At 49.0% G+C, this 18513-nt stretch carries 5 protein-coding genes; 3 read left to right on the plus strand and 2 right to left on the minus strand.

Annotation, left to right across the window (positions count from 1 at the left end; genetic code table 11):
- The first annotated feature begins 19 nt into the window (after positions 1 to 19).
- The 3 genes from araA to E2R66_RS13610 all read left to right on the plus strand — a co-directional run bounded on the left by araA (position 20) and on the right by E2R66_RS13610 (position 6310).
- Entirely contained in the window at positions 20 to 1510 is a 1491-nt protein-coding gene (gene araA, locus E2R66_RS13600) for an L-arabinose isomerase (protein ID WP_133231484.1), read from the plus strand.
- Between the two features lie 77 nt (positions 1511 to 1587).
- Positions 1588 to 3294, plus strand: a complete 1707-nt coding sequence (locus tag E2R66_RS13605) for a sodium:solute symporter family transporter (RefSeq protein ID WP_133231482.1) — start codon at positions 1588 to 1590, stop codon at positions 3292 to 3294.
- Between the two features lie 139 nt (positions 3295 to 3433).
- A complete protein-coding gene (locus E2R66_RS13610) occupies positions 3434 to 6310 on the plus strand; it encodes a family 78 glycoside hydrolase catalytic domain (RefSeq protein ID WP_133231480.1) in 2877 nt (958 codons plus the stop codon).
- A gap of 82 nt (positions 6311 to 6392) precedes the next feature.
- Here E2R66_RS13610 and E2R66_RS13615 read toward each other — a convergent pair whose 3' ends face one another.
- Together E2R66_RS13615 and E2R66_RS13620 are read right to left on the minus strand one after the other, a co-directional pair.
- Positions 6393 to 7241, minus strand: a complete 849-nt coding sequence (locus E2R66_RS13615; RefSeq protein WP_133231478.1) for a metallophosphoesterase family protein — start codon at positions 7239 to 7241, stop codon at positions 6393 to 6395.
- A 135-nt stretch (positions 7242 to 7376) separates the two neighbouring features.
- Positions 7377 to 18098, minus strand: a complete 10722-nt coding sequence (locus E2R66_RS13620; RefSeq protein WP_133231476.1) for a cadherin-like beta sandwich domain-containing protein — start codon at positions 18096 to 18098, stop codon at positions 7377 to 7379.
- Between the last annotated feature and the right edge of the window lie 415 nt (positions 18099 to 18513).

The raw sequence follows: 18513 nt of genomic DNA on the forward strand, positions 1-18513 counted from the left end.
ATCTCATATCTAAATAACAATGATCGATCTAAAAACATTTGAAGTTTGGTTTATTACCGGCAGCCAAAACTTATACGGAGAGGAAACCTTAAGGCAGGTTGCAGAGCATTCTAAACATATAGCCGCAGGACTTGACAGGGCAGGGCAGATACCAGTACGCGTAGTGTATAAACCTGTGGTAAAAAGCACCGAGGAGATATACCAAACCCTACAGGAAGCCAACGTTGCGCCAAACTGTATCGGTATCATTACCTGGATGCACACCTTCTCGCCTGCCAAGATGTGGATACGTGGCTTAAACATATTGCAGAAACCTATGCTGCACCTGCACACGCAATACAACCGCGATATCCCATGGAGCAGCATCGATATGGATTTCATGAACCTGAACCAAAGCGCCCACGGCGACCGCGAGTTCGGCTTTATGGTATCGCGCCTGCGCAAAAACCGCAAGGTGGTAGTTGGCCACTGGCAAGATAACGGTGTATTAGACGAGATAAACAGCTGGGCACGCGCTGCGGCAGGCTGGCACGATTGGCAGGGCGCAAAATTTGCCCGCTTTGGCGATAACATGCGCTTTGTGGCCGTTACTGATGGCGACAAGGTAGAAGCCGAAACCAAATTCGGCTTCTCGGTAAATACTTACGGTATCGGCGACCTGGTGGCTGTAATTGATAGCATCAGCGAAGCAGAAGTAACTGCCCTTACAGATGAATACGAAAGCTTGTACACCATGGATGCATCGCTGCTAAAAGGCGGCGCAGGCTACTCATCGGTTTACGAGGCGGCGAAAATAGAACTGGGATTAAAGAAATTCTTGCAGGATGGCGGCTTTAAGGGATTTAGCGATACCTTCGAAGATTTGCACGGCATGGTGCAGTTGCCGGGCATAGCGTCGCAGCGTTTGATGGAAGCAGGCTACGGCTTTGCCGGCGAAGGCGACTGGAAAACGGCCGCGTTAGTGCGTGCTTTTAAAGTAATGGGCAGCGGCCTTGCAGGTGGCAACGCCTTTATGGAAGATTACACCTACCACTTCGACCCAAGCAACGAACTCGTTTTAGGATCGCACATGCTGGAGATAGATTCATCACTGGCCAGCGGCAAACCTGCACTGGAAGTACACCCGCTGGGCATAGGCGGCAAGGCCGACCCTGCGCGTTTGGTATTCAACGTGGCCGGTGGCAATGCACTGAATGCATCGCTGATTGATATGGGCAACCGTTTCCGTTTGCTGGTGAACGAAGTAGTGGCTGTAGAGCCGGAGCACGACCTGCCTAAACTACCCGTGGCCCGTGTGCTTTGGAAACCCCTCCCCGATATGAAAACCGGCTGTGCAGCCTGGATATACGGCGGTGGCGCGCACCATACCGCTTACAGCCAGAATTTAAGTGCCGAACTATTACAGGATTTTGCCGACATGGCGGGCATCGAGTTCCTGAGGATAGGTAAAGACACCACCATCGCCGGCTTCCGCAACGAACTGCGCTGGAACGAGGTAGCTTATAAATAACAACTATTTAATGCAGGCAGTCCGGATGGGAACAGGCTGCCTGCTTTATCACAAACAATCAATATAAAACCCTAATTATGAATAAATTCACAACAATAGATTACGTTATCTTCGTTATCTATTTTATCGTAGTATCCGGCTACGGTTACTGGGTGTACAGCCGCAAAAAAGTAAAAGGCGTATCAGACAGTAAAGACTTTTTCCTGGCCGAAGGTTCGCTTACCTGGTGGGCTATCGGTGCATCGCTCATTGCATCAAACATTTCTGCCGAGCAATTTATCGGTACCAGCGGGCAGGGTTTTGCCGTAGGTTTGGCCGTTGCCGCATACGAATGGGTAGCTGCTATTGCGCTTATCATCGTAGCGGTATGGTTTATCCCCATATTCCTCAAGAACAAGATATTCACCATGCCGCAGTTTTTGCATGCCCGTTATAACGAAACGGTGAGCTTTATCATGGCCATTTTCTGGCTGCTGCTATACGTACTGGTGAATTTAACCTCTATTTTATACCTGGGTGCCCTGGCTATTAACAGCCTTGCCGGTGGCGGGTACTTGCATGAGATCATTATAGCCCTGGCCATTTTTGCCTTGTTCATTACGTTGGGCGGCATGAAGGTTATCGGCTTTACCGATGTAATTCAGGTATTGGTATTGGTTATAGGCGGGTTGGCTACAACCTATATAGCACTTACTTTGGTGAGCCAGAAATTTGGCTTTGGCGAGGATGCTATTGCCGGTTTAAAGGCCATGTTTAAAGATGCCCCCGAGCATTTTAAAATGATAATGGCTAAACCTAAAGTGGATGCACCACAAGCCGAGATTACCAAGTATCTGGCCCTGCCTGGTATTGCCATGTATTTTGCCGGCCAGTGGATAGTAAACCTTAACTACTGGGGCTGTAACCAATACATTACCCAACGCGCCCTGGGTGCCGATCTGAAAACTGCGCGTACCGGCATTCTGTTTGCAGGTTTAATGAAACTGGCCATGCCTATCATCGTAGTATTACCGGGTATTGCTGCTTACGTATTATACAAAAATGGCGGGCTGCAACAGGAAATGAACTCCGGTGGTCATTTCAATTCAGATAACGCCTATTCGGCCATCCTTGGCTTTTTACCTACGGGCTTAAAAGGGCTTTCTGTTGCTGCGCTTACAGCGGCAATTGTAGCTTCATTGGCGGGTAAAGCCAACAGTATCAGCACCATTTTCACGCTGGATATCTACAAAAAACACATCGACAAAGAGGCCAGCGAAAAGAAAATGGTTGTCACCGGCAAGATCGTTATTATTGCGGCATTGGTGTTCTCTATCCTCCTCACCTGGAAAGACCTTTTAGGCATCAGTGGCGAGGGAGGTTTCACCTATATCCAAAAATATACAGGCTACATCAGCCCGGGTATATTTGCCATATTCATCTTAGGTTTCTTTTGGAAACGCACTACCGGTGCAGCTGCCATAGCGGGTATCTTAACCAGTTTCGCCATGTCGGTTTTGTTCAACAACTTCGCTCCTGCTTTATTCGGGCACGAAACCCTGTTGTACACTGCTTACCCTACCGGCGATGCAAAAGGCACCTGGCAAATTCCGTTCCTTATTTGTATGGGATGGTCGTTCTTCTTCACGGTTGTGGTGATGGCGGTTATCAGCCTTGCCGGGCCTAAAATAAACCCTAAAGCTTTAGATATCCCTAGAAATATGTTTAAAGTTGATAAGGGCACACTTGCACTCATCATTGTAACACTCATGCTGCTTACCATGCTCTACGTTAAGTTCTGGTAAGACTTAAAAATGTCTCTCCTCAGTAATAAATGGTAATATATCGAAAGGCTGATTCGGGCGCCCGCCCGACAGCCTTTCACTTTTTTACGGCAATTTTGAGCAGCGATGATTTAATACAAGTTAACAAACCCGGCATACTATGAGAACAAAAACGGCTTTTAAATTTATACTTTTTGTGTGTATGGCTGCTTTAGCGCACACGGCTACGGCACAACAAAAAAGGTATATACCCGATGCGTTAACCTGCGAGCACTATGCGAATCCCTTAGGTGTAGATATACAAACTCCTGCTTTAAGCTGGATAATTAAATCCTTATCGCCTGCTGCAAGGGGCATGCACCAAACAGCTTACCAGCTGCTGGTCACAGCATCCGAAAAAAACCTTAAAGCAGATAAAGGCGACGTTTGGAACTCGGGCAAAATCGCGTCCGACCAAATGAACCAAGTAACTTATTCGGGTAAGCAGCTGCTATCGGGACGAAAGTACTGGTGGAAAGTACGTATCTGGGACGAAAAAGGCCAGGCATCTGACTGGAGCGCAGCCGCATTTTGGGTAATGGGCATTTTGACTGATAAAGAATGGCGTGCCGACTGGATATCTGCCACAGGTGCAGAAAAGTATGCCCATGAGTATAAATCAGCAAAAACTGATTTTAACTTAAAACGCGACCTGCCGGAATTTCGGGCCAATAAACCGTCCCCTACGGATCTCAATTTTTCGTCGATGTTGGTGCGTAAGGCATTCCGGGTAAAGCCGGCCCTCACCCGCGCGGTTATTAACATCAGCGGACTTGGCCAGTACGAACTAAGTGTTAACGGCAAAAAGGTGGGCGATCAGGTACTTTCGCCGGGATGGTCTGATTATCGTAAAACGGTACTTTATGATACTTACGATATCACCGGCCAGCTAAAAAGTGGCGCAAACGCAATAGGTATTATGCTGAGCAACGGCATGTATAACATCACGCCCGATTCTGTGCGGTATGTGAAATTCCTGACCTCCTACGGGCCGCTGAAAGTAATAGCCTCCCTAAAATTGGACTATGCCGACGGATCGGTACAGGTTATCGGAACAGATAAGTCCTGGAAGGTATCGCCGGGGCCTGTAACCTATTCAAACCTTTTTGGTGGCGAGGATTACGATGCCCGTTTAGAACCCGCCGGATGGAACACCGCCTGGTTTAAAAAAGCCAATAGCTGGGCTAATGCTATCATTTGCCCCGCGCCGGGTGGAGCGTTAAAAGGCTTATCCTGTGCTGCCCCGCCTATAAAAGTGATAGAAAGCCTTAACCCCGTAAAAGTAACAAAGCTAAGGCCCAACCTTTGGGTGTACGACCTGGGGCAGAATGCGTCTGTGATGCCTAAAATTACAGTAAAAGGTGCTAAAGGCGCGTTCGTGCGTATTATCCCATCAGAACTGTTGGCGGCTGATGGAACCGTTGACCGCAGCTCGGCTACGCAAGACGGTGTTCGCCCGGCCTGGTGGCAATACACTTTGGCATCAGATCGGCCTGAAAAATGGTTCCCCAAGTTTTTTTACCAGGGAGGCCGTTATTTACAAGTAGAATTGCATCCCGCTCCCGGCGATAATGCACTACCTGTAATCGAGACACTACAAGGCGAGGTGGTACATTCCTCCGCAACACCTATCGGTAGTTTCTCCTGCTCCAATGAGTTGTTCAACCGCATATATGCACTGGTAAGGTGGGCGCAGCGGAGCAATATGATGAGCATTATGACCGATTGCCCGCACCGCGAAAAACAAGGATGGCTGGAAGAGTGCCACCTGAACGGACCTGCCCTGCGTTACAATTTTGATATGGCGCCACTGTTTCGTAAAGTGATGAACGATATGAACGACAGCCAGTTGAGCAGCGGCCTTGTACCCAATATTGCACCGGAATTTTTCCACGCCAGTGCCGATCCAAACAACGCCTTCAGAAACTCTCCCGAATGGGGAAGTTCGTTCATCATCGTCCCCTGGCAACAGTATCTCTTTTCGGGCGATATCTCGTTAATGCGCACTTATTTTCCAAACATGAAACGCTACGTGGCTTTCCTGGAGTCGACCACAAAAGACCATATTTTGCAAACAGGCCTTGGCGATTGGTACGATATTGGGCCTAAGCCCGCATGGGGCTCTCAGCTAACGCCCGAGAGTTTTACGGCAACCGCCATCTATTTTTATGACAATCAGATCATGGCAAAAATGGCTGCCCTTTTAGGCATGCAGGCGGATGCAGAAACTTACGCCCGAAAGGCAGAGACCATCAGGCTGGCTTTTAATAAAGCCTATTTTAAGGCAGAAACCAATAGCTATGCAACAGGGTCGAATACCACGTATGCCATGCCGCTATACCTTCATATTGCCGACCCTGAAAACAGAAACGCCCTAACTAAAAACCTGGTTGCCGATATCCGTAAACAGGGTAACTCATTTAATTCTGGCGAGGTTGGCTACCGGTATCTGTTAGGAGCACTGTCTGACGAAGGCAGCTCCGATGTACTTTATGATATGAACAACCAATCGGACAGGCCCGGTTATGGTTACCAGTTAAAAATGGGCGCAACGGCCCTAACCGAGAAATGGGATGCGGGCGTAGGGAGCTTTGGGTCGCAAAACCATTTTATGTCGGGCGAGATAAGCCAATGGTTTTTTGAAGGCCTTGCAGGGATAGGCGCTGACGAAAGCGGTGCCGGTTTTAGAAAGATCATCATCAAACCTGCCGTTGTGGGCGACTTGAAGTGGGTTAAGGGAAGCTATCGAACCGTAAGCGGTATTATCTATACCAACTGGGAGCGCCAGGCCAACCAATTTTCGTTAAAAGTGACGATCCCTCCAAATACAGAAGCGACCATTTACTTACCGGCAGTAAGTACGCAAACGGTTAATGAAAGCGGCAAACCGGTTGGTGATGCGAAGGGCATCAAATTCATCAAATATGAAAACGGGCTGGCGGTTTATGAATTAGCATCCGGCAGCTATCATTTTCAATCGATACTTCAAAAGCTATAACAGCAAAAAAGAATGATTGGACCCGTTTTGGTAGGGTATTTAAATGCCTCACCTGAGTAGCCCCCTTCCTGGTTAAGCCATGCTACAGTTTATTACTGTTTAAAACCGGGTTTTGGCTGGCGTTTACCTGGTAGGTAAAAATTTGGTAGTTGTCGTCAATTTCTACTATGCGGTAACCCTTATAATCGGTACCCCAGTCGCCGCCGATATGCGAATCGAAAAAATGCGGGAACTTGTTACCCGTGTACCTAACGCCATCCAGCAAGTGGTCGTGCCCGTGGAATGCAGCCTTTACATTTGGGTAGCTGTGCAGCAGCTCAACGGTATCCGGGCAATCCAGGAAGCCCTCGCCTTTAAGCCATTTTACCGGCGGGATGTGCAGCACCACAAAAACGATTTTCCTGGTTGCAAACTTATCTAGTGAGGCTTCGATGAAGGCATTGTCGGGACAAACGTATGTGCCTTTGTTATCGGCCGTATTAGCGAGGATGAAGGCTATGTCGCCATGCTCAACGGTGTATTTATCTTCGTAGCTAAAGGTATTTTTCCAGATAGCGGTATCCGCAAAATCGTGGTTGCCGGGAATGGTGTGGTAAGGCACATCCAGCTTATCCAGGTATTTGGCCTTGATTTCGGGGAGCAGATCAGGTCGGTTATGTACCAGATCGCCATTCACAATAACCATATCCAGGTGGTTTTTGGCATGGTCGGCATTGAGCCACCTGATCATGTTGGCAGTATTTTCGGGGTAAGGGGTACCCTGCTGGCCGTAATGGATGTCAGATGCCAGTGCAAAGCGCAACCTCGGCTTTGCCTTTGCAAAGCTTTTGTACGCATTGCCAGGGTTAGCAAAACTATTTACGGCGGGTAACAAGGTAAGGCCTGCCAAAGCGGTTAATCCTGTGCCGATAAATTCTCTGCGGTTGCTCATTGTTTTTGCGGTAAAAATAGGATGCCTGTATTAAATCAGCATTAAATAACGGCTTTATTTTAACAGCTTAACCCAAAAAAACAAAGCCCTCAGAAATTAAATCTGAAGGCTTTGCGTCTGGCTGGTAATTGTGATTTACTTAATAATAGTAATATTCCCCGAGCGTATGCCCTGCCCGTGTTTTAGGTCGATAATGTAATAATAAACATCCGGCTGTAGGGTGCGGCCGTTGAAGGTGCCGTCCCAAGGGGTGCCGTACCCTATCGAATTGAACACCTGCTGCCCACCGCGGTTGAAAATCTTCACGGTACAATCGGGGTACAGATTTATGTTAGGCAATATCCAGGTATCGTTTATACCATCGCCATTAGGCGTAAACACATTTGGCAGCGTAGTAGCGAACGAAGCGCGCGTTACAATAATGTTGTAACGTTTCACGGCATTGCCATCTTCAGCAGTCACCACAACAAATATCTGGTTAGGTCCATCGGCCAGCACTATATCGCCAGATGAAGATCCGCTTGGCACGGACACGCCGTTTACCTCTATTTTGGCATTCGGCTCGCTTACAATGCCCACCACATTGGTTTTGCTAACGCTACTCAGCACAGTAGCTGTATAGTAATAGGTGCCGCTTCTGAATATCGGGCTTAGTTCTCCCTGGGTAAGGAACATATTGGTTAAGCTGGCATCGGTAGATGGTGGTTTAACTTCGCGCGTTACCACTATCGAATACTTATTGGGTGTACCATCGGCGGCGGTAACCACTACGTTTATCGTATTCGACCCCACAATCAAGGGGATATTTTGCGATGCAGATCCACTGGCTACAGGCGTGCCATTAACGGTAATAGAAGCAGTAGCATCGCCAGGCGTAGGCGTAATTTTTACAAAATCGTTTGTGTACGGTACCGTAACGTTGTAGTTAGTGATTGCGGATGAGAAAACCGGCGACAAGGTACCCTCGCTTAGCACCAGGCTGCCCAGGGTAGCATTGTTGGATGACGCTCTGATGATATCAACATAATAGGTTTTTTGGTTAGTACCATCCATAGCGGTTACCGTTACCGCTATTTTGTTATGGCCTACCACTAATGGCGCAACTGCCGATGGGATGCCGTTTGGTAATAACTGCCCCAGCGTACTTATTGTTGCATTTGCATCGTTTGCTGTTGCTGTAATGGTTGCCGATGTAGTTGCATTGCTAACATTAACCTGGTAGTTGGTTTCGCCTGCCGAAAAAGCCCGGTCAAGTGGGCCCACACTGGTAGAGAGGGCCGAGAGATCGGCATCAGACGATTTTAGCCTGGTAACCAAAACCGTATAGGTATTCTCTTTTGCGCCGTTTTGGGCGGTAACAACTACTTTAACGGGATTTTCCCCTAAGGCCAAGGGCAATAAAGCCGATTGCGTACCGCTGGCAACTGCAGCGCCGTTAACCGTTACTTTTGCGGTAGCATCGGCAGTAACCGGTGTAAACTTAATCCCTGTAACCTGGTATATCACAAATACCTGGTAGTTCATCGTGGTACGTGTAAACGCTGGCGAAAGGGTACCGGTGGATTCGGGTATCAGGTTAGCCAAATCGGCGTTGGCTGATGCTTCGCGGGTAGCTACGATGGTATAGGTTTGCTGCGTACCGTTCTGGGCAGTTACCACTACGGTAATGGTATTGGTTCCCACATTCAGCGGAACGGTGTTGGATGCCGCGCCCGAAGCAACCGTTGTGCCATTTACTTTAACGGTAGCAGTGGCATCGCTGGTGTTGGGCGTTATGGTAATACCGGCATCAGCATTGCTCACCGTGGTGGTATAGCTGGTTGTACCCGCAGCAAAAGTCGGGCTCAATGTGCCTGCGCTCAGGGTTATGCCCGCCAGATCTGCATTGGCAGATGGCAGCCTGGAAAGCGACACGGTATAGGTTTTGGTGTTACCACCCTGGGCCTTCACTACTACCGAAATGCTATTGGCGCCCACGTTCAGCGGAATATCGGGCGAAGCCGTGCCGCTGGCTACAGTTATACCGTTAACTGTAACCGTGGAAGTAGCATCGCTGGTGGTTGGGGTTATCTTTATAGTGCTTATCGCATTGGCCACCGTTGCAACGGTATAAGCCGTAGTGCCTGCGGCAAAAATGGGGTTTATTGGGCCTGCGTTGGTGCTTAACCCGACAAGATCGGCGTTAGCAGAAGCCGCACGGGTAACGGCTATTGTGTACGTATTGGTGGCCCCGTTTTGTGCTGTAACAATCGCGGTAATGGTGTTGGTGCCAACGGTAATATTAATTGGTGCCGATGCCGCGCCACTCACCACGCTCACGTTATTCACCTTAACGGTGGCTGTTACATCTGCTACGGTAGGCGTTACGGTAACGCTGGTAACGGCATTGCCCACTGCATCGGTATAATCATTTATGCCCGATTGGAAAGTAGGCGTAAGCGTGCCGTTGCTTATCGTCAGATTGCTCAGGTCGTTTTCTGATGATAACGCCCGGTTTACGATGACGGTGTAGGTTTTTACAGTTACGCCATCCTGTGCAGTAACAACTGTGTTGATGAAGTTGTTGCCAACGTTCAGGAAAATCGGTACCGATGCTGCATTGTTGGTGGCAGGCGTGCCGTTAATGGTTATGGTTGCTGTGTTATCGGCCAAAACCGGCGTCAGCCTTAAGCTGGTAACGTTATTGGTAACCAACATGGTGTAGCCAAATATGTTCGACCCGAACGATGGGCTGTAGTTGCCCGTACTTACCCCCAGCGCGCTCAAGAACGCATTTAATGAAGGCGCACGTGTTATCGTTACCGTATAAGTTTGGGTTGATATACCATCCTGCGCGGTAACTGTGGTGGTTATTACGTTTGGCCCAACAACCAGGTTTATTGCGCCTGATGCGCTGCCGCTGGTAACGGTTGTTCCATTTACTTTAACCGTGGCGTTTGGTTCGTTCACCGTAGGCGTAAGTGTAACAGAAGTTACGGCATTGCTTACTGATGCGGTATAGCCAGTAGTTGCCGAAGCAAAAGTTGGCGTTAGGGTGCCCGCGCTTATGGCAATGTTACTCAAAGTAGCATCGGGCGATGGCGCACGGGTTACGGTTACCGTATAGTTTTTGATGGTACCATCCTGCGCGGTGACCGCTATAGTGATGCTGTTTGGCCCAACGATAAGCGGGATACCTGCCGAAGCAGAACCGCTGGCAACGCTTACGCCATTAACCTTTACCGTAGCATTTGGTTCTGCAACGGTTGGAGTAACCGCCACGCTGGTGACCAGGTTGCCTACCGATGCATTGTAAGTAACCGTACCCGATGCAAAAGCAGGACTAAGCGTGCCGCTGCTTAGCGTCAAATCCGCTAGGTCGGCATTTGGCGATTTGGCGCGGGTTACGGTTACCGTATAAGATTTCTGCGTTCCATCTTCGGCGGTAACCGTTGCTGTAATAACATTTGGCCCAACCGCTAAAGCAATACCGCCCGATGCCGAGCCGCTGGCAACTAAAGTGCCATTTACCTGCACGGTGGCCGTTACATCGGCCACGGTAGGCGTTAAGGTAACTGAGCTGGTTGCGTTGCTTACCGAAGCAGTATAGCTTAACGTACCCTGTGCAAATACAGGGTTAAGCGTGCCGCTGCTTAGCGTAATATTGGCCAGGTTAGCGTTTGATGATGGCGCACGGGTAACCGTTACGGTGTATGTTTTAGGGGTACCGTCCTGCGCGGTAACTACAGTGGTGATGGTATTCGACCCAACCGACAGTGCAATATTGCCCGAAGCCGCACCACTGGCCACAGTTGTGCCATTCACTTCTATGGTGGCGGCAGCGTCGGCCACTGTTGGCGTCAATTTAATGGTGGTAACGGCATTTGCAACCGAGGCTGTGTAGCTTGTTGTACCTGCGGCAAACACGGGGCTTAAGGTGCCTGCGCTTAAAGTGATGTTAGCTAAATCGGCGTTTGAAGATTGCGCCCGGGTTACCGTTACCTTATAGGTTTTGGTTGAAGTGCCATCCTGGGCGGTAACTACGGTAGTAATTACGTTGGCCCCTACCGTCAATGGAATATTGGCAGATGCTGCACCGCTGGCAACAGTTATGCCATTTACTTTAATTGTTGCTCCGGCATCCGCAGTAGTCGGCGTGAGGTTAATAGCAGTAACGGCGTTGCCCACGTTAGCCGTGTAATTTAATGAACCCGCTGCAAATGATGGGTTCAAAGAGCCTGTACTCAGCGTTATGTTTGCTAAATCGGCATTAGCCGACGGTGCACGGGTTACGGTTATAGTATAAGTTTTGGTATTGATGCCATCCTCGGCAGTAATAACCGTGGTAATGGTATTGCCGCCAACATTCAGGTTGATAGCACCCGAAGGCGTGCCGCTGGCTACCGTAGTTCCGTTTACGGTAATATTAGCATGCGATTCGCTGGTGGCAGCAGTGACCTGTATGCTGTTGGTTGCGTTACCAACAGCTACCGTGTAAGATGAAGTTGCCTGCGCGAAAGCCGGCGTTAATGTACCAACACTCACTGCTAGTGATAGCAGGTTAGCATCGGTAGATGCTACCGGCACTGCCCGGGTAATATTTACCGCGTAATTTTTTACCGTTCCATCCTGCGCGGTTACCTGTACGGTAACCAGGTTTGTACCTACCGCCAAGGGTATTGCCGAAGACGCCGAGCCGCCCGCAACAGTATTACCGTTCACTTTAATTGTGGCGTTGGCATCACTGTTGGTTGGCGTTATAGTGATGGTAGTGGTAGCGTTGCTAACCAGATCGGTGTAGCTGGTAATCGCCGGGTTAAACGTTGGCGATATAGAGCCGGTGCTTAGCACCAGGTTAGATAGATCGGCATTGGATGATTGCTGCCTGGTAACCGTTACGGTGTATGTTTTTGTAGTACTGCCATCCTGTGCCGTAACCGTAGTGGTAATTACGTTTGCCCCTACCGTTAAAGCTATTGCGCCCGACGCCGAGCCGCTGGTAACGGTTGTGCCATTAACCTTGACGGTGGCATTCGGTTCATTTACGGAAGGCGTTATGCTTATAGATGTTGTTGTATTGGCAACTGTGGCGGAATAACCTGTGGTAGCCGAAGCAAAGCCCGGGCTTAAAGTGCCTGCGCTAAGGGCCAGGTTACTCAACGTGGCATCAGCAGATGCTGCACGGGTAACCGTCACTTTATAAATTTTAGTACTGCCGTTTTCCGCAGTAACAACGGTATTGATTACGTTGGCACCCACGTTAAGCGCTATATTGCCCGATGCCGTACCGCTTGCTACCGTAGTACCGTTTACAGTAACTGTTGCGGTGGCATCGCTTACTGTTGGTGTGAGTGTAATGGTGGTAATAGCATTCCCAACCGAAACCGTATAGTTTGTTGTGCCGCTGGCAAACGACGGGTTCAAGCTGCCGGTGCTCAGCACCAGGTTAGCCAAATCGGCATTGGAAGATGCCGGGCGGCTTACATTGATGGTATAAGTTTTGGTGCTACCATCCTGTGCAGTTACCACTACGGTTACCGTATTGCCGCCAACTATCAGTGGTATGGCAGTAGATGCCGAGCCGCTGACAACCGTGTTGCCATTTACTTTAATAGAGGCATTGGCCTCGTTTTGCGTAGGCGTTATAGTGATAGCGTTATCTGAATTGGCAACGGTAAGCGTATAGGCCCCGTTTGCACTGGTAAAGCCAGGCGATAGCGTGCCTGCGCTTACCGTTAAGCCAGCCAGCGTCGCATCCGAAGAAGCGGCCCTGTTGATGCTCACCGTATAAGTTTTGGTAGTACTGCCATCCTGTGCGGTAACAACTACGGCAATGCTGTTGGCACCCACATTAAGGGCAATTGCGCCCGATGCCGTGCCGCTGGCAACCGCCGTTCCGTTTACTGTTACAAGGGCAGTTGCATCGCTAAGCGTTGGGGTTATAGTGGTGCTTGCTGTTGCGTTGCCTACACTAGAGCTGTAAAACAAAGTACCCACGGCAAATATCGGCGACAGCGCGCCGCTGCTTGCAGAAATGTTAGCCAGATTGGCATTTGTCGATGGCGCACGGGTTACATTTATGGTATAAGTGTTTGTGGTGGTGCCATCTTGTGCCGTAACTATTACAGCGATATTGTTATCACCCACGGTTAACGGTACAGCTGCCGATGCTGCACCGCTTGCTGTTGCAACCCCATTTACCGTTACCGTTGCAGTAGCATCGGCAAGCGTAGGCGTTAAGGTAATCGTAGCTGTAGCGTTGCTTACTGATGCCGTATAAGCCAGCGTTGCTGAAGTGAAAGCCGGGTTCAACGTACCTGCGCTGATGGCAAGGTTTGCAAGAGCTGCATCTGCCGATGCCGCGCGGGTAACGGTTAGGCTGTAGTTATTAACGGTACCGTCTTCGGCGGTAACCTTTACAGTAATAACATTTGCGCCCACCGTTAAGGGTTGTACCGCCGATGCTACGCCGCTTGGCGTAGTAACACCGTTTACGGTTAAAGTTGCTACCCCGCTGTTTGCCGTTGCCGTTATGCTGATGCCTGTGGTAGCGTTGTTTACAGATGCGGTGTATCCGGTAGTTAACGGTGTAAACGCAGGCGACAAACTGCCCGAGCTAAGGGTAAACCCGGACAGGGTGGCATCTGAGGATTGCGCCCTGGTTACATTGATGGTATACGTTTGGGTGGTACCGTCCTCTGCAGTAACCAGCGTGGTGATTACATTAGCGCCAACGTTAAGGGTTATACCCGCAGATGGGGTGCCGCTAGCCACAGTAATGCCGTTTACCTGTATTGCTGCAGATCCATCTGCAGCGATAGGTGTCAGGGTGATAGTGCTTACCGTGTTACTTACCGTGCTGGTATATAAAAGCGTTCCGGATGCGAAAACCGGCGATAAGGCACCCGAACTCAGGCTGATACCAGCCAGGTTTGAGTTGTTTGAAGCAGCCCTGGCTATATTTACAGTATAGGTTTTAGTAGTAATTCCATCTTCAGCGGTGACCACCGTTGTAACCACGTTTGAGCCAGTGTTAAGCGGTATTGCGGCAGATGCAGAACCACTGCTAACCGCCGCACCGTTTACTTGTATGGTCGCACTAACATCAGATGCGGTCGGCGTTAGGGTAATACTGGTAACGCTGTTGTTCACCAACGCGCTGTAAACGAAAATACCTGACCCAAAGGTGGGCGACAAAGTACCCTGACTTAAAGCCAGCGCGGAAAGATCGGCATATGTGGATGCAGCTCTGGTAACCGTAAGGCTGTAAGTTTTTAACGTGGTGCCATCCTGCGCTGTTACAACGGTGGTAATTACGTTTGTACCAACATTTAGCGGGATAGTGGTAGATGCTGCCCCACTTGCAACAGTAACACCGTTTACTGATATAGTAGCCGTGGCATCGGCAGTGGTTGGTGTTATGCTGATACCGGTTACCGAATTAGCTACGGCGGCCGTATAATTTAGCGTAGCAGCGTTAAACACAGGTGTTAAGGCACCATTGCTCAACGCCATCGAAGCAAGATCTGCATTTACCGATGCCGCCCTTGTTACTTGTATAATGTAAGTTTTGTTATTGCCGTTCTCGTCGGTTACTATGGTGGTAATGGTATTAAGCCCTACGGTTAACGGGATAGAAGTTGATGCCGCTCCACTCGCCACTGTATTACCGTTTACCTGTATAGTGGCCAGGCCGTTGGGGCTGGTTGGTGTAATTGTAAAGCCGGTTGTAGCATTGCTTACAGCTGTTGTATAATTAATTGTACCTGAAGTAAATGCCGGGCTCAATGTACCCGCACTTACGGTCAAACCAGATAGATCGGCATTTGGCGGCACCGGTATCCTGTTTACGGTGAGGGTATATGTTTTTTTGGTAACGCCATCAGTAGCAGTCACCACGATTGAAATGGTATTTACGCCAAGTGCAAGCGGCACCGGCGTGGAGGCTGCACCACTAACGACAGTTACGCCGTCTATCTTGATGTTGGCCGCTGCATCTACGGCTGTCGGCGTAATAATGATACTTGATTTTGAAACACTGGCACTATATGCCGTTGTTGCCGAAACAAATGCGGGCGATAAAGTACCAAAATCAAGCGCGATGTTACTTAAACGTGCTTCGTTGGTTATATTAACTATTTGTATAGTTATGTTTTTAGTGCTGCTGCCGCCAAGGTTGTAAGCAGTAATGGTATAACTACGGGCTGCCGTTACTGCCGTAGGCGTTCCGCTTATAATACCGGTTTTATTATCAAATACCAGCCCGTTGGGTAAATAATTGTGGGGGTATATGCCATAGCCTACCGTTTCGATTTTACGCACGGCATTGTTTCCATAATCTGCCACAAAAAGGTGCCCGTTTTGGTCTGCTGCCACACCCAGGGGGTACGAGAAACTTGACGACATACCGTTGCCGTTCAACAACCTATACTGTCCATCCCCGGCAAAAATGGTTACGTCGCCAGAAGGTGTGATTCTCCGAATTTTGCTGTTAGCCGCATCGGCTACATATATGGTACCTATCGGGTCTACCGCAACTGCAGCCGGCGAATTAAATGCTGCGGCAGTTCCTACACCGTCAATTTCCCCTGCGGTTCCCCGGCCGGCAAAAGTTGTCACCAACCCTCCGGGCGTTATTTTTCTTATCACCTGGCCAACAAGGTCGGCCACAAAAACATTACCGCTAAAATCGCTGGCAATGCCTATCGGCATCGTAAATGTTGCCGAAGCACCCGGACCATTTGCCGAGCCGGTTGCACCCGTTCCGGCGAGTAGTGTTACCTGTCCGTCGAGCGTCCTTTTTCGGATCGTTTTATTATCTGTGTCGGCTATGTATATATTCGATAATCCGTCTACAGCCACTCCCGAAGGGTTAGCAAATTCCGCATCCGCATCGGCTCCGTTAACATAGCCATAATTACCAGCATAACCCGCAAGCGTGCTAACCGTTCCAGATGGCAATATCATCCTGATTTTGTTATTACCTGCATCCGCAACATAAATATTCCCCTGTGCATCCGAGCCCAATCCGGTTACACTTTTTAAACCAGCGCCTGTTCCGGTGAACAGCGACACAGCACCCGCCGGCGTTAATTTGCGTATTTGATGTGTCCCATCAGCCACATAAACATTGCCGGCTGCATCGGTAGTTATACCCCATGGTGCAGAAATCCCCGTTGCGAACGTAGTTACGTTCCCATAACTAATTGCGGGTACCGCGCCACCTGTATTGGTAGGTGCTAAACTTGGTATAGCAGTATTTACTGGAAAGACATTAGTAGTAGGGTATGATATAATGGGGCCGGCAACGGCTGCTTTTGCCCTAACTACAGATACAAGGTAATTGCTCACAGTCAACCCATCTTCGGCGGTCACCGTTATAGTGATACTGTTATTGCCTACGTTTAAAGGGATGGCATTAGATGTTGAACCGCTTGCCAGCGGGGCGCCGTTCACCGCTAATACTGCTTGAAGGTTATTTAAAGCGGGGGTAACCGTAGTGGTTAATATACTGTTGGCTACACTAATAACGTAGTTTTTGGAGCTTCCTGAAAAAACAGGGTTTAAACTCCCAACACTTGCTGATAAACTATTAAGCGTTGCATCTGTAGAAGGCAATCTTACTGCTATGCTTACGGTTGTGGTGCTTCCACCGTTATCGTTATAAGCACTAATGGTGTAAATATCTGCAGGAGTCACAACTGTAGCGGTACCACTAATAATACCGGTTGTAGAATCGAAGCTGAGGCCTGCCGGCAGTGCTTTATCAATAGAATAGCCTTTGGTAGTTGCCTTGCGGATAACGTTAGTACTATTATCTGCTGTGTACAAATTGCCGTTTGCATCAATAGTAATACCTATCGGAAAACCAAAAATGGCATCGGTACCCACACCATCTGTCCTGCCAAAATAACCATCCTTACCGGCAAACGTAGTAACTACGCCTGCAGGGCTTATTTTGCGTATCAGGCTATTAAATGAATCTGATACATAAACATATCCGTTAGCATCTACCGTTAAATCATAAGGTTTGTTAAATGTGGCCGTATTTCCGGTACCATTTGCAGAGCCTACAGAAGCACCGCCGGCCAACGTAGTAACCGCGCCTCCGGGCGTTATTTTACGTATGGCGCTATTGCCCAAATCAGCTACATAAACGTTGCCTGCTGCATCTACCGCTATTCCAAAAGGCGTGGCAAACTGTGCGGTTACACTGGTGCCATCCTTTAGGCCCTTTGCGCCGCTACCTGCCAATACGCTTACCACACCACCGCTTATCTTACGTATCCGGTTGTTGCCATAATCGGCCACGTAAACGTTACCCGAGGCATCTACCGCTACATCCTGTGGGTTTTTAAAAGTTGCCGTGGCGGCCGGCCCGTTGGCAAAGCCCTGTGCACCGCTGCCCGCCAATACGGTAACCACCCCTGCCGGTGTGGCCATTTTTATCTGTTGGTTGCCTGTATCGGCGATATAAACGTTTCCTGCCGCATCTACCGCAATACCACCCGGGTACAGCAATCCGGTGGAAATAAAAGTACTCACCAGGCCTCCGGGGGTTACCTTACGAATGGAGTTGTTACCATAATCTGCCACGTAGATATTTCCTGCGGCATCATTGGCGATGGCATAAGGTGTTTTGAAGCGCGCGGCAGCACCAAGCCCGTCTGCAGAGCCGGATGCACCATTGCCCGCCAAAGTAGTTACATTGCTATATGCCGTTGCAGGTACCGCGCCGCCGCTATTGGTTGGCAGCAAATTGGCAATGGTGTGGCCCACCACGTAAACCTGCGGCCCCGGATATGAAATATTTGGAGCCTGTGAGAAGCCTGCACGGGCAGTGAGTAGTAAAATTAAGGCAAGTAAAGTTTTCTTCATCGTATCAAATCGGTCATCATGCCGCAAAATTCTTGTTGTATTCGCTGGAGTACCAATATCACACGCGAGTACCCAACGGCGCTATTTGCTCATACTATTATTCAGAATACACCTAAAAAACAACTAAATTTTGCCTTAAACCGCCACGAAAAACACCAAACGGGTCTTTGGTTAGTATTATACTGCGATTGAAAAGGGGGGGCCTTACATACATCAGTAAAGAAGTTTCAATAGTTATTAATAAGGGTATTTTAACTTCAAAAATAATAAATTTCTTTCATCTATTGCTAAACCCCCATAATTAGGTGTTAATAAACTGTTAATGAGAAATTTATAGGGGGAAATTACGACTATTATTCCTATTATCAAAACTATAGCTGCGGGGCAGCACATAAATGCTTCATTGTCAATATCA

The sequence above is a fragment of the Mucilaginibacter psychrotolerans genome (assembly GCF_004519315.1).
In the GTDB taxonomy this organism is placed as follows: domain Bacteria; phylum Bacteroidota; class Bacteroidia; order Sphingobacteriales; family Sphingobacteriaceae; genus Mucilaginibacter; species Mucilaginibacter psychrotolerans.